Source organism: Duganella paludis (genome assembly GCF_054461335.1).
Map to the genome: position 1 here is coordinate 1,407,797 of NZ_CM136922.1, position 26,024 is coordinate 1,433,820.

Annotated in this window: 21 protein-coding genes; 7 read left to right on the forward strand and 14 right to left on the reverse strand. The window is 64.9% G+C overall.

The window, feature by feature from the left end:
• Positions 1-119 precede the first annotated feature (119 nt).
• Positions 120-542: a PRC-barrel domain-containing protein gene (locus tag ACXZ1M_RS06350; protein WP_459052345.1), complete on the forward strand. Its 423-nt coding sequence runs from the start codon at positions 120-122 to the stop codon at positions 540-542.
• 27 nt (positions 543-569) lie between these two features.
• Here the strand turns inward: ACXZ1M_RS06350 and ACXZ1M_RS06355 are convergent, their stop codons facing one another.
• The 10 genes from ACXZ1M_RS06355 to ACXZ1M_RS06400 form a co-directional block, all read right to left on the reverse strand.
• Positions 570-1,517, reverse strand: a complete 948-nt coding sequence (locus ACXZ1M_RS06355; RefSeq protein ID WP_459052346.1) for a DUF4214 domain-containing protein — start codon at positions 1,515-1,517, stop codon at positions 570-572.
• A gap of 34 nt (positions 1,518-1,551) precedes the next feature.
• Positions 1,552-2,469, reverse strand: a complete 918-nt coding sequence (locus ACXZ1M_RS06360; protein WP_459052347.1) for an FAD:protein FMN transferase — start codon at positions 2,467-2,469, stop codon at positions 1,552-1,554.
• Complete coding sequence (locus ACXZ1M_RS06365; protein ID WP_459052348.1) at positions 2,469-3,608, reverse strand: DUF3570 domain-containing protein; 1,140 nt, start codon at positions 3,606-3,608, stop codon at positions 2,469-2,471. Before ACXZ1M_RS06365 ends, ACXZ1M_RS06360 begins: the two co-directional genes overlap by 1 nt.
• On the reverse strand, positions 3,608-3,865 hold the full coding sequence (locus tag ACXZ1M_RS06370; protein ID WP_459052349.1) for a DUF4266 domain-containing protein: 258 nt from the start codon (positions 3,863-3,865) through the stop codon (positions 3,608-3,610). The genes ACXZ1M_RS06365 and ACXZ1M_RS06370 overlap by 1 nt, the downstream gene beginning before the upstream one ends.
• Positions 3,862-4,359, reverse strand: a complete 498-nt coding sequence (locus ACXZ1M_RS06375; protein ID WP_459052350.1) for a TlpA family protein disulfide reductase — start codon at positions 4,357-4,359, stop codon at positions 3,862-3,864. Before ACXZ1M_RS06375 ends, ACXZ1M_RS06370 begins: the two co-directional genes overlap by 4 nt.
• Before the next feature lie 40 nt (positions 4,360-4,399).
• Complete coding sequence (locus tag ACXZ1M_RS06380; RefSeq protein WP_459052351.1) at positions 4,400-6,958, reverse strand: DUF4214 domain-containing protein; 2,559 nt, start codon at positions 6,956-6,958, stop codon at positions 4,400-4,402.
• Positions 6,959-6,972: 14 nt separating this feature from the next.
• Positions 6,973-8,337 carry a DUF1501 domain-containing protein gene (locus ACXZ1M_RS06385; RefSeq protein WP_459052352.1) on the reverse strand — a complete coding sequence of 455 codons (1,365 nt, stop codon included), beginning with the start codon at positions 8,335-8,337 and terminating at the stop codon, positions 6,973-6,975.
• Positions 8,334-9,971, reverse strand: coding sequence for a DUF1800 domain-containing protein (locus tag ACXZ1M_RS06390; RefSeq protein WP_459052353.1), 1,638 nt, complete (start codon positions 9,969-9,971; stop codon positions 8,334-8,336). The genes ACXZ1M_RS06385 and ACXZ1M_RS06390 overlap by 4 nt, the downstream gene beginning before the upstream one ends.
• A 134-nt stretch (positions 9,972-10,105) precedes the next feature.
• On the reverse strand, positions 10,106-13,270 hold the full coding sequence (locus ACXZ1M_RS06395; RefSeq protein WP_459052354.1) for an error-prone DNA polymerase: 3,165 nt from the start codon (positions 13,268-13,270) through the stop codon (positions 10,106-10,108).
• Between the two features lie 50 nt (positions 13,271-13,320).
• Positions 13,321-13,713, reverse strand: coding sequence for an HVO_A0114 family putative DNA-binding protein (locus ACXZ1M_RS06400; RefSeq protein ID WP_459052355.1), 393 nt, complete (start codon positions 13,711-13,713; stop codon positions 13,321-13,323).
• 196 nt (positions 13,714-13,909) lie between these two features.
• On the opposite strand from ACXZ1M_RS06400, the gene ACXZ1M_RS06405 reads away from it, so the two are divergent.
• The 6 genes from ACXZ1M_RS06405 to ACXZ1M_RS06430 all read left to right on the forward strand — a co-directional run bounded on the left by ACXZ1M_RS06405 (position 13,910) and on the right by ACXZ1M_RS06430 (position 21,112).
• Positions 13,910-14,692: a PhzF family phenazine biosynthesis protein gene (locus tag ACXZ1M_RS06405; protein WP_459052356.1), complete on the forward strand. Its 783-nt coding sequence runs from the start codon at positions 13,910-13,912 to the stop codon at positions 14,690-14,692.
• A gap of 131 nt (positions 14,693-14,823) precedes the next feature.
• The gene (locus ACXZ1M_RS06410) at positions 14,824-17,211 is read left to right on the forward strand and encodes a TonB-dependent receptor plug domain-containing protein (protein WP_459052357.1); all 2,388 of its coding nucleotides are present in this window, start codon (positions 14,824-14,826) and stop codon (positions 17,209-17,211) included.
• 67 nt (positions 17,212-17,278) lie between these two features.
• On the forward strand, positions 17,279-17,599 hold the full coding sequence (locus ACXZ1M_RS06415; protein ID WP_459052358.1) for a hypothetical protein: 321 nt from the start codon (positions 17,279-17,281) through the stop codon (positions 17,597-17,599).
• 88 nt (positions 17,600-17,687) lie between these two features.
• Positions 17,688-19,802, forward strand: coding sequence for a bifunctional 2',3'-cyclic-nucleotide 2'-phosphodiesterase/3'-nucleotidase (locus ACXZ1M_RS06420; protein WP_459052359.1), 2,115 nt, complete (start codon positions 17,688-17,690; stop codon positions 19,800-19,802).
• Position 19,803: 1 nt separating this feature from the next.
• Positions 19,804-20,508, forward strand: coding sequence for a tetratricopeptide repeat protein (locus ACXZ1M_RS06425; protein ID WP_459052360.1), 705 nt, complete (start codon positions 19,804-19,806; stop codon positions 20,506-20,508).
• A 94-nt stretch (positions 20,509-20,602) separates the two neighbouring features.
• Positions 20,603-21,112: a hemerythrin domain-containing protein gene (locus ACXZ1M_RS06430; RefSeq protein WP_459052361.1), complete on the forward strand. Its 510-nt coding sequence runs from the start codon at positions 20,603-20,605 to the stop codon at positions 21,110-21,112.
• A gap of 6 nt (positions 21,113-21,118) precedes the next feature.
• Here the strand turns inward: ACXZ1M_RS06430 and coaD are convergent, their stop codons facing one another.
• Genes coaD through ACXZ1M_RS06450 form a run of 4 tightly spaced genes read right to left on the reverse strand, consistent with a single transcriptional unit; the run spans position 21,119 to position 25,904 of the window.
• Positions 21,119-22,264, reverse strand: a complete 1,146-nt coding sequence (coaD, locus tag ACXZ1M_RS06435; protein WP_459052362.1) for a pantetheine-phosphate adenylyltransferase — start codon at positions 22,262-22,264, stop codon at positions 21,119-21,121.
• Positions 22,265-22,295: 31 nt separating this feature from the next.
• Positions 22,296-23,693 (reverse strand): ATP-binding protein, encoded by a 1,398-nt coding sequence (locus tag ACXZ1M_RS06440; RefSeq protein WP_459052363.1) that lies wholly within the window; start codon positions 23,691-23,693, stop codon positions 22,296-22,298.
• The gene (locus tag ACXZ1M_RS06445; protein ID WP_373988430.1) at positions 23,690-24,349 is read right to left on the reverse strand and encodes a response regulator; all 660 of its coding nucleotides are present in this window, start codon (positions 24,347-24,349) and stop codon (positions 23,690-23,692) included. Before ACXZ1M_RS06445 ends, ACXZ1M_RS06440 begins: the two co-directional genes overlap by 4 nt.
• A gap of 46 nt (positions 24,350-24,395) precedes the next feature.
• On the reverse strand, positions 24,396-25,904 hold the full coding sequence (locus tag ACXZ1M_RS06450; RefSeq protein WP_459052364.1) for a DegQ family serine endoprotease: 1,509 nt from the start codon (positions 25,902-25,904) through the stop codon (positions 24,396-24,398).
• Positions 25,905-26,024 lie beyond the last annotated feature (120 nt).

Here is a 26,024-nt window from a genome sequence, read left to right on the forward strand (position 1 = left end):
GGGAAATTGAAATTATACCCTAAAACGCGCAATTCTTCACCCCGCATGTGCATCAGCGTACAGATCCGGCCGGCCAAAAAGAGCAAAATTGCAACTTCACCAATCAGAGGAGATTCATCATGAGCTACGAAGATCGCGACCAATATGGCATGTATGTGGACAACGGCCACAAGGGCCCCGGCCCGGAACTGATGGGCGCCGACACGCTGATTGGCGACCACGTCCACAACCTGAAAAACGAGCACCTGGGCGAGATCAAGGAAATCATGCTCGACATGCACACCGGCAAGATCGCCTACGCGGTCATGGCCTACGGCGGCGTGCTGACCATCGGCGAAAAGCTGTTCGCCGTGCCTTGGGAAGCCCTGACGCTGGACACCGTCAACAAGCGCTTCACCCTCAACCTCGACAAGGAACGCATCGAGGACGCGCCCGGCTTCGACAAGGACGACTGGCCGGACATGGCCAACCAGACCTGGGCCAGCCAGGTGCATGACTACTACGGCACCACCATCGGCGGCAGCGGCGTCGGCCTGCGCTAAGCAGCGTCAGGAACGACCGGGGCCGGTTCAGCCCGCGCCGTAAGGCGTGTAGGCGAAACCGGCTTCGGCCACGCCGATCAGGGCGGCGACATTCTCCGCCCCTTCCGAGAAATTCACCAGCACATTGGCCAAGGTATCCAGGCCGCCATCCAATATCCCCTTCCAGTACGCCACGCCGGCCGCCTCGCCGGGTCGGTGCAGGATATTCATGTACAGCCGCTGAACGATTTCATCATTGCTGGGCGCGATGCCATAGATGTCCTGGAATTCAGTCGAGGTGGAAAAATCGCGCGCCACCTGGTTCAGGCCGACGCCGCGCTCCATCTGGTACAGCCAGTAGCCGAGGCCGGCCAAGTCCGGCGTGCGATCGAAGGCCGCCTGGTACAGGCGGTAGGCCTGTCCGCCGAGGCCGTTGAAGTCCAGCCCCACCGTCACATCATTGAAGGCCAGCCGTTCGACATCGACCAGCGTATCCACGCCGGCGTTGCCGGACAGCGCCGTCACCGTGTAGCCGGTGGCGGTTTTGGCCACGCTGAAGTCGGCGCGGTTGCCGTGGAATACGGCGATGTCAATGCCGGCGCCGCCGTCGAGCAGGTCGTTGCCTGCGCCGCCGTCCAAACGATCGCTGCCGGCGCCGCCGCGCAGGGTGTCGCCGGCGCTGCCGCCGGTCAGCACGTCATCGCCCGCCCCGCCCGCCACCGTCAGGCCGAAGTAGTTGGTCAGGTCCAGCATGTCGCCACGGGTGTTGAAGGCCAGCGTTTCGATGTTGTACAGCTTGGCGTGCAGCGCCGCACTGGCGCCGGACAAGGTATCGATCAGCACGGCGCCGTCGCTGGCCTGGGTGATGGTGTAGTCGCTGCGCAGCGAGGTGCCGAGGTCGAGCGTGTCGATGCCGCCCAGGCCGTCCAGGGTGAAGGAATTGGCCGCAACCACCCTCCAGGTGTCGTTGCCCGCCGAGCCGAATATGGTCGCCATGCTTCAGGAATCTCCGTTAACTTTTACTCAATTATCACTCGGCCCGGGGCTTGGCGACATGGATGGCGCCCTGCTGATCCATTGCCAGATAGCTTACGCCGGTCGCCTCCAGGAAGTCCAGCGCCATCTCTTCCTTCAGCATGGCGATAGTGCTGCAGTTGCCGGCCATGACGGCCAGCGGCGCCACCACGCTGATGGTACGCCAGTGGCTGACCGGCTGGCCGCTGCGCGGATTCAGCAGGTGGCAGTAGCGCCGCCCGTCCAGCTCGAAAAACCGTTCGTAGTCGCCACTGGTGGCCAGGCCGCCCTGCGTCACCGGAATGCTGGCGATGATGGCGCCGGGCCGGCGCGGGTCCTGGATGCCGATCATCCACGGCGTGCCGTCGGGCTTGGGACCGATCACGCGCAGGTCTCCGCCCAGGCTGACATAGCCGTGGCGCAGGCCGGCGGCGGCCAGCATGGCGCCGGCACGGTCGGCCGCGTATTCCTTGCCGAAGCCGCCGAAGTCGAGCTCCATGCCGGCCTGCGGCAGCCGCACGCGGCCGGCGCCGCGTTGCACCCGCTCCCAGCCGATCAGGGCGCACACGCGCGCCAGTTCGGCGGAGGATGGCAGCTGCGCGCGCTTGAAGTCCCAGGCCTGCCGCAGCACGCCGGCGGTGATGTCGAACAGGCCGTCGCTGGCGTTGAACAGCGTATCCGCGTAGTCCAGCAGCGAGATGGTCTCGGCGTCGCACTCGACCGCCTTGCCGCCGGCGGCCGCGTTGATGCGCGACAGCACGCTGTCCGCACGGTAGCGCGAGAACTTGGTTTCGATGCGGTGTACTTCGGCAATGGCCGCCGCCACCGCTTCCGCCGTCGCCTGCGGACCCTGCGCCGGATCGGCGGCGATCACGATTTCGCAGGCGCAGGCCATGGCGCTGAACGGGTGCCGCTGGATTTCCATGTCCGCCATCAGAACTGCCGCGACAACCCGGCGAACACGCTGCGCGCCTGGAACCGTGGCAGGCCCGGATTGCCCTCGCCGAAACGCCGCCAGTTCGAGCGCTGGTCGTAGTGCTCCAGCTTGAAGTCGACCTGCCAGTCGGCGTTGAGCTGCTTGGCCACCTTGAGGCCGAGCGTGACGGCGCCGAAGGCCGACAGGCGCTGGTCCTCCGCGTAGTAGATCCAGTCCGCAGGCGGGCTGGGCACGAAGGGCGAACCGGGCTCGGCGTCCACGTAAAAGTGCGCCGCGCTTTGGGTGTACAGGCGCAGCGCCGGGGTCAGGGTCCAGCCGCCGGGCAGCGGCTGCACGTATTCCGCGCCCAGCGTATGGGCGCGCACGTCCCATGAATCGCTGTAGTAGCGGTAGCTCAGCCGCACCGTGCCCTTCACGCTCGGCACGTGATGATTCCAGCGCCCCATCACTGTGCTGATGCGGCGGCTGCGCGGGCGTTCATCGAACACCTTGTAGGGATCGGAAAAATAGCCGGTGCCGAGCGAACGACCCAGGTTCAGCTGCACGATGTCGTTGATGCCCAGCACCTGCGTCACGCCCAGCAGGGCCGCGCCGATGTGCTTGGTCTGGCCCTTGGCGACGCGGTTGTTGGAGTTGATGTCGTCGTTGCTGAACGACAGTCCGGCGGTCCAGGTGGTGTTCTGGTCTTCGCTCGACAGGTTGCCCTGTACCGAGCCGGCGCGCGACAGGTAGTCCGATTCGCTGGAGACGCTGGCGCCGACGGTGACGCTGGCGCGCTCGAAGTAGCGCGTGGCTTCGAGGTCGGCCGCGCGGCGCGTGTCGTGCATATTGGTCAGCAGTTCCGTGTGGTAGGCCGGCGAGGCGCCGGAGATGGCGTCGTGCACCAGCGTGGCGCCCAGCGCCCACACGCCGGCCACCGGGACGACGATGTTGATGGCGCTGGCCTTGACGCGGATGCGGTCGGCGTCGGGCTGGCGGTCCTGGTAGTCCAGGTATTTGTAGCTGATGGTGGCGCGCTCGGGCGCGGTTTCAGCCTGCGCCGGCAAAGGCGCCGTCAGGGTCAACGGCAGCGCCATGGCCGCCGCCAGCAGGGACGAGCCGAGCGCGGCCGGCTTGGAAATCACATTTTCCGTCATCAGTTGCACCCGCAGCCGCCGCCGCCCACGCCCGCGCCGCCGGCGGCCGCTTCCTTGCTGCTGTAGATGTGCTCGGCGAATTTGCTGTCCAGCTGGTTGCCGTTGAAGGTCATCTCGGTGCGCGCCAGCGTGCCGCGCTCCCAGGGTTGCACGGCCGGTCCGGCGCAGCCGCTCAGCAAGCCAGCCAGCAGGACCGTGGAAAGCAGCGCCAGCCGCGATGCGATGCGCCGGCGCAGGGCGGCGAAAATTTGTTTCATGGTTGTTCCTCCAGCGCGGATTGCAGGTCGGCTTCCAGCTGTTGCCGGATGCCTGGATTGAAGCCGGCGTGCTGCTTGCGCACGCGGCCGTCGCGGCCGATCAGGAAGCTGCTGGGCATGCCCTTGATCGCGTAGAGTCGCGGCAGCTTGCCTTCGGGGTCGAAAATGACGGGGAACGCCGCCGGCGTGGCGGCCAGGAAGCGGCGGCCGTCCTCGCTGTCGGCGTCGAGGTTGACGGCGATGATCTGCAGGCCTTGCGCCGCGTAGCGCGCCTGCATCGCCGCCATCCAGGGGAACGATTGCTTGCAGGGCCCGCACCACGAGGCCCAGAAATCCAGGTACACCACCTTGCCGCGATAATCGGCAAGGCGCGGCGCGGCCGCGTCCACGCCCTTGACGACGGCAAGCTCCGGCGCCGCCTGGCCCGGCTCCAGCGCGCGCGCCGGCGCCATGGCGAGCACAATGGCGGCAACCGTGGCGACCGCGACGGCCAACGGGGCCGCCAGCCGGACTCCTGGCGCGGCGTTCGGCCGCCTAGCCATAGGGAACGTAGGTAAAGCCGTTGCCGATCACCGTGGCAAGGGCGTCATGGTTCTCAAAGCCCTCGCTGAAGTTCATCAGCAGTCCGGAGACCGTGTCCTGCTTCTGGTCGAGGATGCCGTTCCAGTAAGCCACGCCGGCCGGCTCGCCGGCGCGGTGCAGCACGTTCTGGTAGAACTTTTCCACCACCTGGGCGTTGGTCGGATTGCTGCCGTACAGGTCCTTGAACTCGGCCGAGTCGACGAAACTCTGCGCCACCTGGCGCAGCGTCAGGCCCTGGTCCATCTGCGTCAGCCAGTAGCCGAGGCCGGCCGCGTCGGGCGAGCGGCCGAAGGCGGCCTGGTAGATCCGATAGGCCATGCCGCCCACACCCTCGGCATCGAGACCGATGCTGGCGTCGTTGAACTTGATGCGCTCGACATTGACCAGGCTGTCCATGCCCTGCACGCCGGTGTTGTCGGTCAGCGTGTAGCCCTTGGCGGTTTTCACGACCGTGAAGTCGGCGCGCTTGCCGGCCACCACGAAGGTGTCCAGTCCCGCGCCGCCGTCGACCTGGTCGTCCATCACGCTGCCGTTGAGCAGGTCGCGCCCCTCTGTGCCGAGCACGGGCGGCACGCCGCCGGTCGGCAGCACGCTGATGAAGGTGTGGTAGACATTGCTGCCGCCGGCCTGGTCGCTGAGGATGTAGCTGAAGCTGTCGTTGCCGCTGTAGCTGCGGTTCGGCACGTACACATAGCTGCCGTCGGTGTTCAGGGTCAGTGTGCCGTGCAGCGGCTTGGCGTCGAGCTTGTAGCTGACCAGCGCGCGCGCCTCGTCGCTGGGGTCCGGCAGCACGCCGGCGGCCTGGGCCGACTGGTCGACCGCGAACGTCAGGTCGGCGCCGAAGGCCGATTTGCCGAGCGTGACGCTGCCGTCGGCGAACTGCAGCACTTCGGTGGCCAGCAGCGTGTCGAAGCCGCTGCTGCCGTCGCGCGCGGTGACGAAGATCTTGCCGAAGCCCGAGCTGAGCAGATAGTCGCTGCGGACGCCGTCGAACACGGCGGTGTCGCTGCCCTTGCCGCCGTCGATCCAGTCGTTGCCGAGGCCGCCCTTAAGTGTATTGTCGGCGTCGTTGCCGAGCATGACGTCGTCGAAGGCGGAGCCGATCGCGCGTTCGATCAGCGTGCTGGTGCCCAGCGACAGGTTGTTGATGGAACTGGCGCCGCCGGCGGTGACGCCGACGCTGCTCACCTGCCCCGGCGTCAGGTTGATCGACGCGCCGGTGACGGCCAGCGAGGCGTCGAGCGTGTCGATGCCGCCATCGTCGGTGATGCTGGTTTCAGCGCTGAACTGCAGGCCGCTGAGCTGATAGACCGTGTCGCCGGCGTTGAAGGCGGTCTGGCCGTACAGCGCGCGCAGCGCGGTGACGTCGAGCGCGCCCCAGGTGGCCGGGAACAGCCCGTCCGGCGAAGCGTTGCCCGACATGACCGTCAAGCCGGTCATGTCGAAGTTGGCATGAAACTGCGCGGCGTAGTGGTCGCCCGGATCGACATTGGTCGGGTGGCGCAGGCCCAGCGCGTGGCCGATCTCGTGCAGCAGCGCGGCGTAGCCTTCCGAGCCGGGCGTGAGCTGCAACATGGAATCGAGGTCCATCCAGACGTCGCCGCCGGCGCCGCTGCCGGGCAGGCTGGTCACGCCCTTGGTGGCGCTCTGTTCGCTGGCGCCGAAGCGCACGTCGCCGACGGCGCCGCCGGTCTCGGTCACTTCCTTGAAGCTCAGTCCGGTCAGCTTGGACAGCTCGTCGAAGATGGCGCGCACCGTGGCCTGCTCGGCCGCCGTGAAGGCGCGGAAGCCGGTGGCGCCGGCGCCGCTGGCCGGCGCCTGCGTCACGAAGCTGTACGACACCTGCGCCGCCGTGCCCATCTCCGCGCCAGCGTTCCAGCGCGCATCGCCGCCGGCGACCAGGCCCTGGATGGCCACGTCCTCCGGCTTGATGAAATTGAGCAGCGAGAACCTGTCATCCCAGTGACCGCCCATGCCGATCAGCTCGACATTGCTGACCTGCACCGAAAAACCGGCCTCCTGCTTCGACGTGATCACGGCAGTGAGGCCGTCGATACTGACCTTGATATTGAAGTCCGAAAAATTGGTGACGCCCTGCACGAACTCGGGCAGCCATATCGTATCCTGGCCGCCACGGCCGTCCACCACACTGTGCAGGCCGCCGAGGTAAACCGAATTGTCGCCCGCGCTGCCGCGCACGTCGCTGTCGACCCAACCGCAACCGACGTCGGTCACGCCGATCAGGGTGTCGCGCGTGCCCCAGCCGTCATCCGCGTAGCCGGCCTCAAGATCAACCTTGATGGCACCCGGGCTGTCCCAGTAGGCGACCTGCAGTCCGCGCCAGGGTTCGGCATCGGCCGCTTTTTCGATGCGGTCGTTGCCTTGGCCGCCGACCACGGTGCCGTCGTACATTTTGAAGATGTCGTCGCCTTCTTCTCCGAAGAAGGTGTTCCACTCGTCCTTGATCTTCTGAATATAGGTGTCGTTGTGCTTGGTTAAGTGGATATCCATAAACGCCCTTGCCTTTAGCTACGCAGGAAACCCAGGGTTTTCTGGGAAAAGTTGGCCAGGTGCGGGAAGGCGCTGGTGATGTCGCCGGCGGGCAAGCCCATCCATTGCATCACGCTGGCGCCGACCTGGTCGGTCGAGGTGGTCGGCACCCAGCGGCCGGCCTGGTCCTTGTCCATGTCGTCGACGCCGCCCGGCACCAGGGTCGGGAAGGTGCCCAGCACCTGGCCGCCGGCCACCGGCCCGCCCATGGCGAACAGGTGGTTGCCCCAAGCGTGGTCGGTGCCGCCGCCGGAGGCCTGGCGCAGGGTGCGGCCGAAGTCGGTCATCATCAGCGTGACCACGCTCTGGTCCATACCGGAGGCCTGGTTGGCCTGGTCGAACGCGGCCAGCGCCTTGGCCATCACATCGAGCTGACTGTCCTGCGAATTGGCGCTGCTGCCGCGCTGGCCGGTGTGGGTGTCGAAACTGCCCCACTGCACCATGAACACCTGGCGCTTGTAGCCCAGGCTCTTGAACACCGGCAGCAGCGAAGCCAGTTTCTTCAGGTTGTAGGCCAGGTCGTTGTCGGCAAAATTGCCGGCCGGCGGCTTGGCGATCAAGGCCGCCTGGGTGAACAAGGTGGAGTCCGCCACGCTGCGCCCGAAGGTGGCCGCATACTCGGCCTCGTACTGATTGGCGAACTGCCACTGGGCCATGCGGTTCATGGCCTGGGTGGCCGGCGCCTGCGGCTGCGCCAGGTCGGCCGCGCCCCAGTAACGGGAGTCGCCGCTGCTCAGGAAGGACACCGGCGAATTACGGCCCAGCACCAGCGTGCGGTCGTTGCTCATGGTGACGGCGTTGATGTTGTTGCGCAGCGCGGTCGGGAAGTACTCGAGCGAGCGGCCGGCCCAACCGCTGCCGTCGGCGTCGCCCATCCAACCCTGCTGCCACATGGCCTGGTCGCTGTGCGACAGCAGGAACGATGGCACTTGCACCGATTGCTCCAGCACCTGGCGCGCGGTGGCCGGCTTGACCAGCGGCCCGGCGTTGGCGATCCACGCCAGCCGGCCCTGGTTGTACAGGCCGGCCAGCGGCGCCAGCGCCGGGTGCAGGCCGAAAGTGTGACCGGCGCTGCTGCCGCCCAGCGGCACCAGGCTGTCCTTGGGCAGCGCCAGCTCCGGACGCGCCGAGGCATAGTCGCCAAAGGCGCCATCCAGCGGTACCAGGGTGTTGTTGCCGTCGTTGCCGCCGCCGAGGTAGAGGCAGATCACCGCACGGTAATCACTGGCGGCGGCCTGGCCGTTGCGCATCTGGCCCAGCAGCGCGGCGCCGCCGAGCATGCCGAGCACCGGCGCCGCGCCCGACAGGCGCAGGAAATGGCGTCGCTTCAGGTTCATCATCGCATCACTCCGTAATAAGGGCTCGACAGCGCGTAGGCCAGCAAATTCATGGCCTTCATATTGTTGTTCTCGCCCCAGATGGTGGGGGCCAGGTCGATCAGGTTCTGGCGCAGGGTCGGCGCCATGGCCCCCCTGAAGAAGCGCTCGTTGACCAGGTTGACATACGACTGCGGCGAGGCCGCCAGCGCCTGGCCGAAAGGATCGATCTTGCAGCCGGCCGCCGCCGCCGCCGTGGTGCTGCCGAAGTTGAAACCGCCCATGCGCGAGGCCAGCGTGTCGGCGTTGATCAGCTTTTGTTCGGGCGCCAGCAGGTTGCTGCCAGGCGCCCGGTCGGTGGGCGCGTAGAAGCTGAACACGCTGCTGGCGTTGTAGGGCATCTGCTGGTAGGGTTGGGCAAAATCGTTCGAGTTGTCCCATTTCGGCGCCTGCCGGCACCCCAGGCCACGCATCACGCCGGTGAACCACAGCACCGGCTCGCGCAGTTTGCCGAAGCGCGTCGTGTCGGCGCCCAACTGGTCACCCTTGCGGGCTTCCGGGTCGAGCAGGATGGCCTTGACCACCGCCTTCATGTCGCCGGCCACGCCCTGGCCGTTGTTGCGGAACACGGCGGCGATGCGGCCGATGTAGGCCGGCGTCGGGTTGCTGGTCACCAGATGCTGGATCATGCGCAGGCTGATGAAGGGGGCGATGTTCTGGTGCCCCATCAGCATGGTGACGATGGTTTCCAGTTCGGCGGCGGCGCCCTTGCCGGCCGGGAAGGTGGTGCCCAGCACGGTTTTCTGGCCGTAGTCGTGGGCCTGGTCCCAGCTGTCGGGGAACAGCACACCATCGCGGTTCGACCAGTCCCAGCGCGACGGCGCCTCGGCCATGCTCCAGCCGGTCAACGCGCGCGCCAGCTGCGAGACGTCCTCCTGGCTGTAGGTTTCGACCGGCGCGCCCTTGGCGTCGCGCACGGTGCTGCCGTCCATATTGAGCTTGACCACGCCCAGGGTGAACAGCTGCAGCAGCTCGCGCGCATAGTTTTCGTTCGGCGCGCAGCCGATGCACTGCGGCGACAACGGCCGGTTCTGCAGGTTGTCGAGATACAGCCCCATCGGGGGATGGATGGTCAGCGCCCGGATGAAGTCGCCATAGTTGCCGAACGCCTGGTCCTGCAGGAAGTTGGCGTAGACCAGGCCCGGATACGGCGTCAGCTTGCCCACCGAAGCCGTCACGAACTGCGACAGCGCCCAGCTGACCCGGCGTCGCAGTTGGTCCTGGCTGTTGACCAGCAGCGGATAGGTCTCGGAGACGTAGTAATCGTTGGCGCGCTGGCCCTCGGCCGGGATCTCGCTGTTGTAGACCCGGATCGGCGCGGTATTGTATTTGGACGCGGGCAAGGCGAACTGCTCGTCTATCCATTGCGCGTAGCCTTTTTTCTCCAGCTCGGCGACCAGCTCCGGCGTCGGGCCGAAGGTGGCCTGCTCGGCGAACCGGGCGGCGGCGTAATGGGAGACCGTGGTATCCGGCTTGTTGACCACCTGGCCGCTTGACGCCACCAGCGCCGCCGCCGGCGTATCGGACCCGGACTGCTGGCCGCAGCCGCCCAGCGTCGCCAGCGCCAGCGTGATCAAAAATCGTGACGGAGTTTTCATTGCTCGGGCCCTGAGGATTAGTGCGACGCTAAAAAGAGGAATTGCCTACTGGCAGGAAATTATAGTATTGATATTGTTAAGCCTCGTCACCCAAATAGGTGAAATGCCGACTTTTGTTGCAGCAAAGCCGCTAGTTAGCAGAAATCGCGGCTCACGGTCGGCAACCGTCCCAGCAGATGGGACATGTCGACCAGGCGCTTGGCCACCAGATGGCGCACCATGCCCTCCTGCTGCCACACGCCATACACGCCCAGCAGCGGCGCGCTCAGCACTTCGCGGCGCTGCTGCTCCAGCAAGGCCGGCCAGATGATGACGTTGACGTTGCCGGTTTCATCCTCCAGCGTCATGAAGATCACGCCCTTGGCGGTGCCGGGACGCTGGCGCACGGTGACCATGCCGCAGGCGCGCGCCACCATGCCGCTGGTGTAGCTGTTGAGCGTTTCGGCCGGCATGAAGCGGTGTTGCGTGAGCGTGGCGCGCAGCAGCGCCAGCGGATGGCGGCCCAGCGTCAGGCCGTGCGAGCGGTAGTCGCCAAGGATGTCCTCGCCTTCGGACGGCGCCGCCAGCACCGGCGCCGCTTCACGCGGCGCGGTGGGCCGCAGCAAGTCCTTGTCCGGCACCGCACCGACCGCCTGCCAGAGCGCCTGGCGGCGGTGACCGGCCAGCTGGCGCAGGGCGTTGCCGCCAGCCAGCACCTGCAGGGCGTGGCGATCGAGGTCGGCGCGGCGCGCCAGTTCATCGACGCCGGCGAACGGACCGTGGGCGCGCGCCGCCGCGATGCGCTGCGCCACGTCCTCGCGCATGCCCTTCAACATGGACAGGCCGAGCCGCACCGCCGGCTGGCCCAGCTGCCCGGCCGGTTCTTCCAGCGAGGAATCCCAGCCGCTGATGGCGACGTCGATCTCGCGCACCACCACGCCGTGGCGCTTGGCGTCCTGCACCAGTTGCGACGGGCTGTAGAAGCCCATCGGCTGGCTGTTGAGCAGCGCGCACAGGAAGGCGGCCGGTTCGTGGCATTTGATCCACGAGCTGAAATAGGTCAACAGCGCAAAGCTGGCCGCGTGCGACTCGGGGAAACCATACTCGCCAAAGCCTTTGATCTGCTCAAAAATCGCTTTGGCAAACTTCAGATCATAGCCCCGTGCGGTCATGCCGTTGACGATGCGGTCATGATATCCATCGACGCCGCCCTTGCGCTTCCAGGCTGCCATCGCGCGGCGCAATTCATCGGCCTCGCCTTCGCTAAAGCCGGCGGCGATCATGGCAATCTGCATCACCTGCTCCTGGAAAATGGGCACGCCCATGGTGCGGCCGAGCGCCGTCTCCAATCCCTTGGGACAGTCAATTTTTTGCAGTCCCATGCGCCGTTGCAGATAGGGGTGCACCATGCCTCCCTGGATCGGCCCGGGCCGCACAATAGCCACTTCGACGACCAGATCATAAAACCGCCTGGGCCGCAGGCGCGGCAACATACTCATCTGGGCGCGCGATTCGATCTGGAAGACGCCGATCGTGTCAGCTTCGCAGATCATGTCGTAGGTTGCCACGTCCTCCCTGGGAATATCGTATAAATCCATACGCTTTCCGCGCATAGTTCCCAGCAGATCCAGCGCTCGCCGCAAGGCTGACAACATGCCCAAGGCCAGCACATCGACCTTCATCAAGCCCAGCTCTTCCAGATCATCCTTGTCCCATTGAATGACGTGACGGCCTTCCATGGTGGCCGCTTCAACAGGCACCAGCCGCGTCAATTTTTCCTGTGAAATCACAAAACCGCCTGGATGCTGTGATAAATGCCGAGGAGATCCCAGCAAGGCAAACGCGAGCGCCGCCCATTGCTGCGCCAATTGCGACTCAGGGTCTAATCCGCACTCAGCCAACCGCTCCACCAGGTCATGGCGGCTATCAAACCAGCGCTGCGACTTGCAGACCTTTTCCACGATCGCCAGGTCGACACCCAGTGCCTTGCCGCTATCGCGCAATGCGCTTTTGGGGCGGTAGCTGATCACCACGGCAGCGAGGGCGGCGCGGTCGCGGCCATATTTTTCGTAGATGTACTGAATGACTTCTTCCCGCCGTTGGTGCTCAAAGTCCACGTCGATATCGGGCGGTTCATTGCGCTCTTTCGAGATGAATCGCCCCATCAGCAAGTTACCTTGTGCGGGATCGACTGCGGTCACGCCCAGGGCATAACAGACGGCGGAATTCGCCGCCGAGCCTCGCCCCTGGCAGAGTATTCCTTTCGATCTGGCAAACCGGACGATGTCATGCACGGTGAGAAAATAGGATTCATATTCCAGGCCGACAATCAACGCTAGCTCCGCCTCGATCTGCGTGCCGACCTTTTCAGGCATGCCATCGGGCCAGCGCTCTACCGTCCCTTTTTCAACTTCCTGCCGCAGGTAGCTAGCCGCCGTATGGCCTGATGGAATCAACTCATGCGGATACTGGTATTTGAGTTCAGTGAGGTTAAAGGTGCATTGTTCGGCGATCTTGAGTGTCTCGGCCAGCGCCGCCGGCGGATACAGGTTGGCCAGCTGCATACGTGGACGCAGATGCTGCTCGGCGTTCTGCGCCAGCGCATAGCCGCACTCGGCCACCGGCTTGCCGACGCGGATCGCCGTCAGCGTATCCTGCAGCGGCTTGCGCGAGCGCACGTGCATGCACACATGGCCCACCGCCACCACCGCCATCTGGTGCTGCGCGGCCACCTCCGCAATGCTGAGCCGGTGCGCCTCGTCGAAGGAACGCAACAGCAGGTTCAGCCCCATCCAGACACGGCCGGGAAACGTGGTTTCCATCCACGCGGCCTGCGCGTGCAGGCGGTCCACGTCCTTGGGCATGTGGGCCGGATAATCGGGCAGCAGGATCAGCAGGCAGTCCGGCAAGCCTTGCAGGTGGGCGAACTGCGGCGGCGGCGACGCCAGGTCGGCCGGGGTCAGCAGATAGCTGCCCTTGGCCACGCGGTTGCGCGCGATGGTGATAATTTCGCAGAGGTTACCATAGCCTTCGCGGTTCTGCGCCAGCGCCACGAACGCCAGGCCGGGCGTGCCGTCCGGATTCATCAGGCGGAAATAGCTACCGATAATCAGCGGCAGCTTGTCCTTGGCCTCGCCGTGGGCACGCACCACCCCGGCCAGCGAGCACTCATCGGTGATGGCCAGCGCCGAATAATCAAGCTGCACCGCGCGCGCGACCAGCTCCTCCGCATGCGAAGCGCCGTGCAGAAAGGAAAAGTTGGACAAACAGAACAACTCGGCATAGGCCGGCAGTCCGACGGTGGGCGATGGCGTGCTCATATGAATACTGTGTTTTTATACAGTATTTTACACCCATCCCTATTGATGCTTCAAGAAACGACGATGCGGAATTCGACAGCCTTAGCTACTGGGCGAAGATAATTTCGACAACGCTTTAATTCCACGACGCCACAATTGGACATTTTCTTCAAGATGCGCGATAGCTCTCCCGGTTTCTGTCCCGTGGTCTTGGCCAACGCGGAGATGGAGTCAGGCTTGGTATCGGCGATAACGCGCAGCAATGCACGGTTTTCGTCGCTGAGCATCTCCGCAAGAGACTCCATCGAGGCGAACCAAATCTTAGGTTCCTCCGGTTCCGGTTTATACGCCCCGCTCACCATCCCCTGCACACGCTCACGCATGCGCTCCGGCGACATGACACCAACTGCTAACGCTTCCATTACTCTTTTACCTCCCGCGATATCCGAAGTATCGAATGCCATGAGGGGCAGCACGCGATGCATCTACCAACCTGGCTTCAATCTTAATCCAGTATCCGCCACTCTGCTCCAACCGCACACCATTGAAGTCCAGCAAAACATCAAGTGCAGGGTCGCTGTGCATGGATATGTCATATGATCTGTTCGGTCATCGAATGGTGACCAAAATTGGGACTTGTTTTTTGATGCAGGACAGCGAATGAGCGTGGTACAGGAATTTCTTTGTTTTGGCGTTGCGCCCGGAGGCGGGAATGCAGTGGTTGTGGTGCAGCGGGACCGCTCGGATGTGGCGCAGCGGCAGTTGTGGGCACGGGCGCGCAACAAGCCGGCTTGCGTGTTTGTCGATGTGGCGGACGATGGCGGCATCGTGCTCGATTATTTTTATCCGCATATGCGCAGCCCGCTTTGTCTGCACGCCACCCTGGCGGCAGCGCGGATGCTGCTGTCGGCCGAGCGGCCACAATTGCTGGTGCACACCGCCATGCGCCGCCAGCCGCTGACGCTGATCCTGCAGGATGACGACGTCTTCATCGCGCTAACGCCCCAGGCCGCCCCCGAAGTGGCGGTGACGCCGGCGCTGGCCGCGCAGTTGCTGGCCGCGCCGGGCTTGCAGTTGGCCTCGCCGCCGGCGATCGCGTCGGTCGGCAGCCCCAAGCTGCTGCTGGAGGTGGCCGACAGCGCCACCCTGCAAGCGCTGACGCCCGACTTGCCGCGCATTCATGAGTGGGGCAAGCAGCACGGCGTCAGCGGTTGCTACGTCTGGTGCCGCCGCGCCGACGGCGCGTTTGAAGGCCGCAACCTCAATCATCTCGATCCAGCCGCCGAAGACAGCGCCACCGGCGTGGCGGCCGGCGCCCTCAGCGTGCACCTGGGCACCGGCCTGACCCTGTACCAGGGCGCCCATCTCGGCACCCCGTGCCGGCTGCATACCACCTTGCGCGATGAAAATATTTTAATTAGTGGAAAAACCGAGCCTGCGTAACTCTACGTAGAGAGACAGCCGGGTGAAGCATGCATACAACACAAAATAATGTTTGCATGTCAAATTGCTACAAAAACACCTGTCTATATGACTAATTTGCATAAAATCAAATTTTTCATGGGAGACGACACGTGTTCGCAACCACTACCTTACGTAAAGCCGTCTTACTCAGCCTGTACGGCGCCAGCACCCTGGCCCTGATGACTGAGACCTACGCACAAACCACCGACACCACCATGCAATCGGTGAGCGTGATCGGCTCGCGCCGCGCCGCCAGCTCCGCCACCGACACCGTGGTGCCGGTCGATGTCATTCCCCTGAGCAAGATCTCCGAAAGCGGCGGCCAGTTCGACCTGGCCCAGACGCTGACCTATGTCTCGCCTTCGTTCAACTCGACCCGCCAGACCGGCTCGGACGGCGCCGACCTGGTCGACTCCGCCGCCCTGCGCGGCCTCGGCTCGGACCAGACCCTGGTGCTGGTGAACGGCAAGCGCCGCCACACCACCGCGCTGGTCAACCTGTTCGGCGCGCGCAACCGCGGCAACACCGGCACCGACATGAACGCCATCCCGATGCTGGCCATCAAGGACGTGCAGGTGCTGCGCGACGGCGCCGCCGCCCAGTACGGCTCGGACGCGATCGCCGGCGTGATGGACATCGGCCTGAAGAAATCCAAGACCTGCGAAGCGGTCACCGGCTACAGCCAGTACAGCAAGCGCGACGGCAAGAATTGGCTGGCCTCGGCCTACTGCGGCTTTGACATCGGCAACAACGGCGTGCTGGGCATCACCGGCGAATACCTCGACCGTGGCCGTTCGAACCGCGCCGACGCCGACAATCCGCGCACCATCGGCGACAGCAAGACCCAGAACCAGACCATCTACCTGAACGGCGAACTGCCGACTACCGGCACCGGGCGCCTGTACTTCACGGCCGGCGCGCAAAAGCGCGACGCCTCGTCCGGCGCCTGGGCGCGCGGCGGCATCGACAGCGACGACATCCCGTCGCGTAACTCGGCGGCCATGTACCCGAACGGCTTCGTGCCGTTCATCAACGCCAAGATCGACGACCAGTACGCCATCCTCGGCCACCGCAACCAGCTCGGCGAGTGGAATATGGACGTGTCGCAGACCTACGGCAAGAACAAGATGATCTACGACATCAGCAACACGCTGAACGCGTCGATCGCCAACAAGGATCTGCTGGCCGGCGGCAAGGGCGTCAGCGCCAGCCACTTCAACGCCGGCGGCTTCTCGTTCGAGCAGCTGACCACCAACCTGGACTTCAACCGCTACTTCGACGGCGCCATCGGCCGCGGCCTGAACGTCGCCTTCGGCGGCGAGTACCGCCACGAGAACTACAAGATCTTCTCCGGCGAAACCGGTTCCTACATCGACGCCGACGGCGTGGGCGTGGGCGGCAACGCCGGCAGCCAGGGCTTCCCGGGCTTCCAGCCGGCCGACCAGGTCGACGCCAACCGCCACAGCGTGGCGGCCTACCTCGACCTGGAGGCCGACCTGACCGATACGGTCAAGGCCCAGGGCGCGGTGCGCTACGAGAAGTACAGCGACTTCGGCTCGACCACCACCGGCAAGCTGGCCGGCAGCTGGCGCGTGGCGCCGACCGTGCTGTTGCGCGGTTCGGCCTCGACCGGCTTCCGCGCGCCGTCGCTGCAGCAGATGTACTTCTCGTCGACCTTCACCGACTTCATCGGCGGCGTGCCGACCGACGTGGTGCTGGCGCCGAACAACAGCGCCGTCACCAACCTGGCCGGGATTCCGAAGCTGACCAAGGAAAAGTCCACCAGCTACACGCTGGGCTCGACCTGGACGCCGACGCAAGCCGTGTCCGTCACCGCCGACCTGTACCAGATCAAGATCAAGGACCGCATCGTGCTGTCGGGCCGCTTCGACGACAGCAACTACCCTGACCTGGCGACCAAGCTGTCGACGCTGGGCGTGGGCCAGGCGCAGTTCTTCGTCAACTCGGTCGACACCAAGACCCAGGGCCTGGACCTGACCGCCTCGCACAAGGCCACTTTCGGTGCGGACAAGCTGACCACCTTCCTGGGCCTGAACGTCAGCAAGACCGAAGTGACCGGCATCCACGCGCCGGCCTCGCTGAAGGGCTATGAGGACGTGCTGCTGTCGGAGAAGGAGCGCCTGTACATCGAACAGGGCGCGCCGCGCTCGAAGGCCACGCTGGGCTTCGACTACATCCACGGCGCTTGGGAAAGCGACCTGAAGATCATTCACTTCGGCCAGCAGACCCTGGGCACCTACAGCGGTACCGCCGGCGGTGTGGCGAACCAGTACTACAAGCCCAAGACCTCGGCCGACCTGGCGTTCACCTACACCATCAACAAGAACATGAAGTTCACGTTCGGTGGCAACAACATCTTCAACGTTCATCCGAGCGAGCAGAATCCAGACGAGACCGACAATGGCTTCAAGTACGAGTCGGTACAGTTCGGCCTGAATGGCGCGTCCTACTTCGGCCGCCTGTACGTGAAGTTCTGATGATCTAGCGCAAAGGTGACGTCCGGTTCCACTGGACGTCACCGCACTCGCTGGCTAACATTCAAAGATGGAAGCCCGGATCACAAAACTTGAGGAATTCGCAGCGGAAACCAACATCAGGTTGGCCAAGATCGAGGCACGCCTGGAACTCATGGCCACCAAGGCGGACCTGGAGGAGAAGATCGGTGCGCTGCGAGTCGAGATGCACAAAGGCTTTGCCGACATGATCAAGTGGGTGGTCGGCACGGCCATCGTGCTGGGCGGCACCGGCCTGACGGTCATCACCTTCGTCCTCAACAACGCTGTCCCCAAGGCGCCGCCGCCGGCGCCCCAGCCGCCGGTGATTGTCTACGCCCAGCCTGCTCCTGCTCCTGCTCCCCAAAAATAGCGCGAAAGATTACGATTGAGTAATGTCATGGCGCTGTCACGATAAATGGCTAAAGTCGCAACCTTGAATTTTCACCTTTGAGGTAGCGATGAAATTGAATCTGGTGATGCTGGCCGCCCTGAGCGCAGCCGGTCTCGTAGCATGCGGCGGCGACAGCGCCCCGGTTGCCACCACTCCCGCCACTCCGGCGATCCCGGAAGGCACCACGGTCACGCTGGCGCTGTTGGAAACCACCGACATCCACGCCAACGTCATGAGCTACAACTACTACTCGCTGGCCGAGGACACCAGTCTCGGCCTGGAACGCACCGCCTCGCTGGTCAACGCCGCACGCACGGAGAATCCAAACAACGTGCTGCTGGACGACGGCGACACCATCCAGGGCACGCTGCTGGGCGACCTGCAAGCCGTGACCAAACCAATTCCATGCAGCGACACCATGGCCGTGCACAAAGTCATGAACGCCATGAAGTACGACGGCGGCGGCTTCGGCAACCATGAATTCAACTATGGCCTGCCACTGCTGAGCCAAATCACCAACACCGACTTCGGCATTCCCGGCGTGACCAAGCCAACCGGCACCTGCGGCGCTCCGGCCTTCCCGCTGGTGCTGACCAACGTCACCGGCGTGGCCAGCGGCAAGCCGATCGTGCAACCCTACACCCTGCTGCCGCGCACCTTCTCGGCGCTGAAACCGGACGGCAGCAAGCTGGACGTGAAACTGAACATCGGCATCATGAGCTTTGTGCCGCCGCAGATCCTGGAATGGGACCAGAAAAACCTGGCCGGCAAGGTCGCCATCACCGGCGTGCAGGAAGCGGCCAAGCAGTACGTGCCAGAGATGCGCACCAAGGGCGCCGACCTGGTGGTGGCGCTGTCGCACGGCGGCCTCGACCCGAGCGCCTACAGCCCGAAAATGGAAAACGGCTCCTACCACCTGACCAGCACCGGCATCGACGCCCTGCTGATCGGCCACTCGCACCTGATCTTCCCGAAAGGCAAAGAGACCGGCGCCGCCGCGCTCGATCCATCGTTCGTGGCCTTCCCGGCCAGCGCCAACATCGACGCCGTGAACGGCTTCGTCAACGGCGTGCCGACCGTGATGGCGCAAAGCTGGGGCCGCCGCCTCGGCATCATCAAGCTGACCCTGGCCTACACCAACGGCAAGTGGGTGGTGCAGCCGGCCAAGACCACGGTCGAATCGCGCGGCTTCAAGTACACCGACGGCGCCACCAACATCGCCGCCGACGCCACCGTCGCGCCGCTGGTGGCCACCGAGCACGCCGCCACCATTGCCTACGCCAAGCAGCCGCTGGGCGTGAGCACCGACTTCGAGATGTCGTCCTACTTCTCGCTGGCCGGCGATGTCAGCGCCATCCAGCTGGTCAACCAGGCCCAGCTGGCTTACGTGAAGAACTTCATCGCCACCAGCACCGACGCCACGCTGGCCAGCTACAAGAACATCCCGGTGATCTCGTGCAGCGCCCCGTTCAAGGCCGGCCGCAACGGTCCTTCCGACTTTACCGACGTGGCGCCGGGCGCCAGCGCCGCCGCGCCGATTGGCCTGCAGGTACGCAATCCGGGTGACCTGTACCTGTACTCGAACAACAACCTGCAAGCCGTGAAGATCAAGGGTTCCGACCTGAAGGCGTGGCTGGAAACGGCAGCCAAGCAATTCGGCCAGATCGACCCGGCCAAGACCGCCGAGCAGGATCTGGTGCCGAGCTACGGCACCATCTACAACTACGACGTGTTCTACGCCGAGAACAACGCCCTGACCTACCAGATCGACGTCACCAAGCCGGCCGGCAGCCGCATCGTCAACCTGAGCTACCTCGGCAAGGCGGTGGCGGATGCGGACGACTTCATCGTCGCCACCAACGACTATCGCGCGGGCGGCGGCGGTGCGGTGCCCGGCATCGACGGCAGCAAGACCATCATCAAGTCGCCGGACGCCAACCAGACCGTGGTCAGCAACTACCTGAGCGCGCAGGGCACGGCCACCGGCAAGGTCACGCTGAGCGGCAACGGCAGCGCGCGCAGCTGGAGCTTTGTGAAGGTGGCCACCGCCGGTCCGGTGATCCTGCGTTCGGCGCCCGGCCACCTGGCCTTGGCCAAGAGCAGCGGCATCACGGCGGTGACGGCGGAAGGCGGCCAGGACGCCAGCGGCTTCGGCAAGTACACCATCGACCTGAGCAAGTAAGATGCGCGCCCTGATCGTCGTCCTGGGCTCGGCCTTGCTGTTCGGCTGCCAGATCCAGCATGAAAAGCCGAGCTCGGCGCAGATCGAGGTCATCGGCATGAAGGCCCGGCAGGAGGCCGACGCCCATGCCGAGCGCAAGCTCATGGCCTGGGCGCAGCAGAAGCTGCCGGTGGCGCAGCGTGAGCTGGCCATCGTGTACCAGGCGCGGCCGGAGCAACGCGCCGACGCCCTGCGTCTGTTCGAGCAGGCCGCGCGCGGCGGCGATACGGAAGCGGCGTTCCAGCTCGGCGAGATGCAGCGCACCGTAGCGCCAGCCGCTGCGGTGCCGTGGTACAGCATCGCCGCGCAGCGCCGGCACGCCCGCGCCTCGCTCATGCTGGGCCTGCTCTACAAGAACGGCGATGGCGTCAAACGCGATGATGTGCAGGCGGCGCGCTGGCTGGCGCAGGCGAGCGAGCTTGGCAATGCGCATGCCATGTTCCTGCTCTCCAACATCTACACCGAAGGCATCGGCGTGGCGCAGGACCGCGCCAAGGGTCGCGAGTTATTGCACGAAGCGGCCGAACACGAATATCCCCCGGCGATCCAGGAGCTGGCCCTGACCATGCAGGTGGGCGACACCCTGACGCCCAAGGATGAGCAAAAAGCCGGCCATCTGATGATGGAGGCCAGCGAGCACCGGCGCAATAACTGGAATCGCTTCTGAAGCAGCGTGGTGCGGCGCACAGACCGGCATGGCTGTCGCTCCTAAAGTGAACAGGTAGTCACCCGCCTGTTCATTAGCCATGCAAGGAGCCAACATGAGAACCACTTCCCATTCGCCGAGCAAGATTCCTAAGCCAATTCCGACCGAAACCCAACCCAAAGACGCGATTGCGCTGCTGATTGAAGATCACGAACACGTGAAATCGATGTTCGAGCAGTACGAGGAACTGGGCGACCGCGCGCATGTCAGCAAACACAAACTCGCGCTGCAGATCTGCGAAGAGCTGACCAAGCACGCCACCGCCGAGGAAGAAATCTTCTACCCGGCCGTGCGCAAGGCAACCAAGGAAGATGACCTGGTGGACGAAGCCGTGGTCGAGCACGCATCGGCCAAAGACCTGATCGCGCAGATCATCAGCATGGAACCGACCGAAGACCTGTTCGACGCCAAGGTCAAGGTGCTGGGCGAGCTGATCGACCACCACGTGAAGGAAGAGGAAGAAGAAATGTTCCCGAAAGCCCGCAAGGCCAAGCTCGACCTGATGGCGCTGGGCGAAGCCATCGCCGCGCGCAAGGAACAGATCGAGCTGCCTCCTACCGTCTAAGCAGTCCTAGGCGGCAAGCCGCGCCATCTCGCGCTGCATATTATCGATGGCGCGCTCGTTGTACTGGTCGGCGAAATACTCGTTGCCATACAGCTGGCCGGCCTGCGCCTTGCGGCACAGGTGCGCCAGCGCGCCGCCACGCTGCTCGCGGTAGCGGGCGTCCGACAGATGACTGTATTCCTGGCGGATGGCGCGCGCATAGTTCTGATACACCTCGTCGTCCTGCCCCAGGATGGCCAGATCCACGCACAACAGCACATCCTTCAAACGGTGTGTGATCGCCGCTTCCTGGAAATGGTCGGTGGCGCGGATCAGTTCCGCCGCATCGCCCATCTCCTGCGCCAGATGGCTGCCCAGCCATAACTGCGCGCTGGCCTCCTCGTTGCTCGGCGCGTCCGGCGCGGCGTTGTGGCCGTACTCCGCATCATGGAACCAGAACGCCTGCTTGACGATATCGACGTCGGCCGGCTCGGGCTGAGTGTTGGCGGCCCATACGCGGATTTCGCACAGGCCATGCACCAGGTGGTCGAGATTGTGATAGTAGCGCGCCTGGCCGCCGTAGGCGGTGGCGCCGGTCAGCTGCACGAACCACTGGTCGGCGTGGGCGATGGCGGTGGCGTCGCGGTGCTCGTAGTCCCACAGGATTTCCCATTCGCGCCGCAGCCAGCCCAGCACCCAGGCGTGGTAGGCCGGACCGGGCACGAACTTCTTCATGATCCAGTTCCAGCCGATCGGCCCTTCCAGCGCCTTCACGAACGAAGAACTGACCGAACCGAGGTCGCGCGGCGGCATGACGAACACGGTCTTGGCGCCCTGCAGCACGTCCACATTGGTTTGCTGGATCAGGTTTTCGTAATCGAAATCGGCGGTGGTGCGAATGCCGCGGATCAGGCATTCGACGCCCTGCTTCTTGGCCGCGCGCGCCGTGTAGTCGCCGCGCACGATCAGCACCGAGACATTGTCCCAGCCCTGCTCGGCGCAGCTGAGCGAGATGATGCTCTTGCGCTCCTCGGCCGAGAACCGGGGCCTCTTGGCCGGGTTCTCCGACAGGAACACCACCACCTCGTCCGCCAGCGAACGGGCTTCGTTGATCACCCACATGTGACCGTTGGTGATCGGGTCCAGGGTTCCCGAAAAGCCGATTTTCTTCATGCCTGCTCCAACACCGTGTCAAAACGGCATTTTAAGCTGGAGTGGGCTTGCCAGTCTCAGGAAAATCGACTTTGACCTTGAGGCCGCCCAGGCGCTCGGACTGATCGAGCGACAGCACGGCGCCGTGGCGCTCGGCGATCGACTGCACGATGGCCATGCCCAGACCGCTACCGCCGGCAGGGCTGCCGGGCACGCGGTAGAACCGGCTGAACACGCGTTCGCGCTCGTCCGGCGGGATGCCGGGGCCGGAATCCTCGACGCTCAGCACCACCCGTGGCTTGGCGGTTTTTGTGGCGGCCACGCTACGCCGCACCTCGATATCGACCGTGCCGCCGGCCGGCGTGTACTTGATGGCGTTGTCAATAAGGTTGCGCAGCAGGATGATCAAGGCGTCCTGCTGGCCCGCCACCGTCACTTCGTCGGCGTAGTGCAGGCCGAGGTCGATCTGGCGCGCCTGCGCCAGGCCGTTCATATCGCCCAGCACCCGTTTAATCAGTTCGCCCAGGCTGACCGGTTCCAGCTTGATCTCTTCGCCACCGCCCTCCTGTCGCGCCAGCACCAGCAGCTGTTCGACCAGGCGCGTGGCGCGCTCGATGCCGCCGGTCACGCGCGACACCGCCACCTTGCGCGCCGCCTCGTCCGGCGCCCGCTCCAGGCTCAACACCTGCAGCTTGAGCGCGGCCAACGGCGTGCGCAGCTCGTGCGCGGCGTCGGCCACGAAGTGCTGCTGCGCTGCGAACGCCGTGCGCACGCGGGCAAACAACAAATTCAGCTCCTGCACCAGCGGCAGCACTTCATCGGGCAAATCGTTTTCCGACACCGGCGACAAATCGTCGGCCTGGCGTGCCGCCACCTGGCGCTTGACGCGCGACACCGGCGCCAGCGAACCGGACACCACCCACCACACCACGAGCATCAGCACCGGCGCCATCACGGCGATCGGGCCGACCGTGCGCAGCGCCAGCGTGCCGGCCATGCGCTGGCGCACCGCCATGTCCTGCGCCACCTGCACGGTCTGGTTGGAAGTCTGTACGGAGAAAATGCGGTAGGTGGTGTTTTTCACGCGCACGTTGGAGAAGCCGAGCACGGCCCGCTGCGGCAACGCCGCGCGCGACAGCGATCGGAACACCTGGGCGCCGTCGGGCGTCCAGACCTGCACCACCAGGTCGTCGTTTTCGGGATCGGCGGCCGTATCGGCCGCCTTGTTGGTCAGCGTGGAGCTGGAACGCAGCGACATCGCCATCTGCTGCATGTGATAGTCGAAGATCTGGTCGGCGTCGCTGAGCGCGGTGCGGTAGGCGATCATCGCCTGCGCCACCGCCGCCATGGTGATGGCCGCCAGCAGGAACCACAGCAGGCGGCCGCGCAGCGAGTGCGTCACCACCGGCACGCGCGGCAGCGACGGCAACGACGGCATCTTCACCTTCATAGTTTTGGAACCATATAGCCCAGGCCGCGCACGTTTTGAATCAGCTCGGCGCCCAGCTTTTTGCGCAGGCCGTGGATGTAGACTTCCACCGCGTTGCTGTTGACCTCATCCTTCCAGCTGTACAGCTTTTCTTCCAGCTGATGGCGCGACAGCACGATGCCCGGCCGCGCGATCAGCGCCTCCAGCACCGCCCATTCGCGCGCCGACAGGCTGACCGGCTTGCCGTCAGCCAGCACTTCGCGGGTTTGCGGATTGACCGAGACGTTGCCGTGCTCGAACACCGGCTCGGCGCGGCCGGCCGAACGGCGCAGCAAGGCGCGGATGCGCGCCAGCAGTTCGTCGAGGTCGTAGGGTTTGAGCACGTAGTCGTCGGCGCCGGCGTCGAGGCCGGCGATGCGCTGCTCCTTGGCGTCGCGCGCGGTGGCGATCAGCACCGGTGTCAGCTCCTTGCGCAGGCGCATCGAGCGCAGCACTTCCAGGCCGTCCTTGCGCGGCAGGCCCAGGTCCAGCAGCACCAAGTCGTAGGTTTGGGTTTGCAGGGCGGTGTCGGCCATGTCACCGTCCTTCACCCAGTCGACCGCGTAGTGCTCGGCCCGCAGCAGGTCGAGCACCACCTCGCCGATCATCGTATCGTCTTCCACCAGCAAAAGGCGCATATTGTTTCCTTTCTGTTTTTGTTGAGCGTTTCTGCCAGCCCGTAGATTACCCCAAACGTACCGGGATGAAGATTTTATCGTCGCCACGCTGGATCAGCAATGCCACCGACTTGCCGGCCTTGCCCACCACGTCGCGCACCTGGTCGATGCTGCTGACCGGACGGCCATTCACCGACAGCAGCACGTCGCCCGGCTGCACCCCGGCGTTGGCGGCGGCGCCGCCGGCATCCTGGATCAGCAGGCCGTTGGCGATGCCCGACTCGCGGCGTTCCATCGCGTCCAGCGGACGCAGCGACAGGCCCAGACGCAGCTTGGCGCCCACCTCCTCGGTGGCGACTTCTTCGCGCGCCACCTTGTCGTTGGCGTTGCCCAGCGTCGCGGTCAGCTGCACCAGTTTGCCCTGGCGCCAGACTTCCAGCGTGATCTTCTCACCCGGCGTCGACAGGCCCACCATCGACGGCAGGTCGACCGAGCTGACGATCTTGTTGCCGTTCACCGAGCGGATCACATCGCCCGCCTTCAGGCCGGCCTTGTCGGCCGGGCCGCCGCGATCGACGTTGGCGATCAGCGCGCCTTCTGGCGTGGCCAGGTTGAAGGAATCGGCAAAGCCCTGATTCACCTCCTGCACGCTCACGCCCAGCTTGGCGTGCACCACCTTGCCGGTGGCGACGATCTGGTTCTTGATCTTGTTGGCGACATCGATCGGGATCGCAAACGACAAGCCCTGGTAGCCGCCGGTCTGGCTGTAGATCTGCGAGTTGATGCCGACCACCTCGCCACGCGTGTTGAACAGCGGACCACCCGAGTTGCCGGGATTGACCGCCACGTCGGTCTGGATGAAGGGCACATTACCATCCGGCAGCGAACGGCCCTTGGCGCTGACCACGCCGGCGGTCACCGTGTTGTCGAGGCCGAAAGGCGAGCCGATCGCCAGCACCCATTCGCCGACCTTGAGGTCGTTGTTGCTGGCCAGCGGCACCACCGGCAGGTTCTTGGCGTCGATCTTCAGCACGGCGACGTCGCTTTGCGGATCGGAGCCCAGTACCTTGGCGCGGAACTCGCGGCGATCGGTCAGCTTGACCACCACTTCGCTGGCGTCGCGCACCACGTGGGCGTTGGTCAGGATGATGCCGTCGGCGCTGATGATGAAGCCCGAGCCCATGCCATGGGTAGGCTGCGCGCGCTGGCCGCCGCGCTGCTGGCCCTGGAAGCGGCGGAAGAATTCATAGAAGGGATCGTCCGCGAACGGATCGTTGCGGCCCTGCGGCCCGTCGCCGCCGTAAGCGGCCTTGGTGCTGCCGGTGACGCTGATGTTGACCACCGCCGGCCCGTTGTGGGCGACGATGACGCTGAAATCGGGCAGCGAGATGACTGGCGCGGCAACCGGCGCCGGCGCACCCGTGGCGGCGGTGGTAGCGGCCGGCGCAATGGCGGCGGCAGGCACGGTGGCGGCGGCAACAGCGGCGTTTTGTTTGACTGCGACCGCACCGCCGACGCCGACCACGCCCAGCACGGCGACGGCGACTGCGGCACGCTTGAGAGTAGATTTGGACATAACGGTTCTCCCTGTTAAATGAGGACTTTAGATGTATCCAATATGACGCTAAAAACTTAGGCCCTACTTAATCAAAATACGGTGTTGCAACGTAAAACTGGCCGGATAAACCGGCCAGTC

Bases quoted from the DNA above. Each gene is read 5' to 3' on its own strand.
- coaD (WP_459052362.1), bottom strand. From the start codon at position 22,264: ATGAAGAAAATCGGCTTTTCGGGAACCCTGGACCCGATCACCAACGGT.
- ACXZ1M_RS06380 (WP_459052351.1), bottom strand. From the start codon at position 6,958: ATGGATATCCACTTAACCAAGCACAACGACACCTATATTCAGAAGATC.
- ACXZ1M_RS06355 (WP_459052346.1), bottom strand. From the start codon at position 1,517: ATGGCGACCATATTCGGCTCGGCGGGCAACGACACCTGGAGGGTGGTT.
- ACXZ1M_RS06350 (WP_459052345.1), top strand. From the start codon at position 120: ATGAGCTACGAAGATCGCGACCAATATGGCATGTATGTGGACAACGGC.
- ACXZ1M_RS06400 (WP_459052355.1), bottom strand. From the start codon at position 13,713: ATGGCATTCGATACTTCGGATATCGCGGGAGGTAAAAGAGTAATGGAA.
- ACXZ1M_RS06430 (WP_459052361.1), top strand. From the start codon at position 20,603: ATGAGAACCACTTCCCATTCGCCGAGCAAGATTCCTAAGCCAATTCCG.
- ACXZ1M_RS06450 (WP_459052364.1), bottom strand. From the start codon at position 25,904: ATGTCCAAATCTACTCTCAAGCGTGCCGCAGTCGCCGTCGCCGTGCTG.
- ACXZ1M_RS06445 (WP_373988430.1), bottom strand. From the start codon at position 24,349: ATGCGCCTTTTGCTGGTGGAAGACGATACGATGATCGGCGAGGTGGTG.
- ACXZ1M_RS06420 (WP_459052359.1), top strand. From the start codon at position 17,688: ATGAAATTGAATCTGGTGATGCTGGCCGCCCTGAGCGCAGCCGGTCTC.
- ACXZ1M_RS06365 (WP_459052348.1), bottom strand. From the start codon at position 3,608: ATGACGGAAAATGTGATTTCCAAGCCGGCCGCGCTCGGCTCGTCCCTG.
- ACXZ1M_RS06360 (WP_459052347.1), bottom strand. From the start codon at position 2,469: ATGGCGGACATGGAAATCCAGCGGCACCCGTTCAGCGCCATGGCCTGC.
- ACXZ1M_RS06425 (WP_459052360.1), top strand. From the start codon at position 19,804: ATGCGCGCCCTGATCGTCGTCCTGGGCTCGGCCTTGCTGTTCGGCTGC.
- ACXZ1M_RS06390 (WP_459052353.1), bottom strand. From the start codon at position 9,971: ATGAAAACTCCGTCACGATTTTTGATCACGCTGGCGCTGGCGACGCTG.
- ACXZ1M_RS06395 (WP_459052354.1), bottom strand. From the start codon at position 13,270: ATGAGCACGCCATCGCCCACCGTCGGACTGCCGGCCTATGCCGAGTTG.
- ACXZ1M_RS06370 (WP_459052349.1), bottom strand. From the start codon at position 3,865: ATGAAACAAATTTTCGCCGCCCTGCGCCGGCGCATCGCATCGCGGCTG.
- ACXZ1M_RS06385 (WP_459052352.1), bottom strand. From the start codon at position 8,337: ATGATGAACCTGAAGCGACGCCATTTCCTGCGCCTGTCGGGCGCGGCG.
- ACXZ1M_RS06405 (WP_459052356.1), top strand. From the start codon at position 13,910: ATGAGCGTGGTACAGGAATTTCTTTGTTTTGGCGTTGCGCCCGGAGGC.
- ACXZ1M_RS06415 (WP_459052358.1), top strand. From the start codon at position 17,279: ATGGAAGCCCGGATCACAAAACTTGAGGAATTCGCAGCGGAAACCAAC.
- ACXZ1M_RS06440 (WP_459052363.1), bottom strand. From the start codon at position 23,693: ATGAAGGTGAAGATGCCGTCGTTGCCGTCGCTGCCGCGCGTGCCGGTG.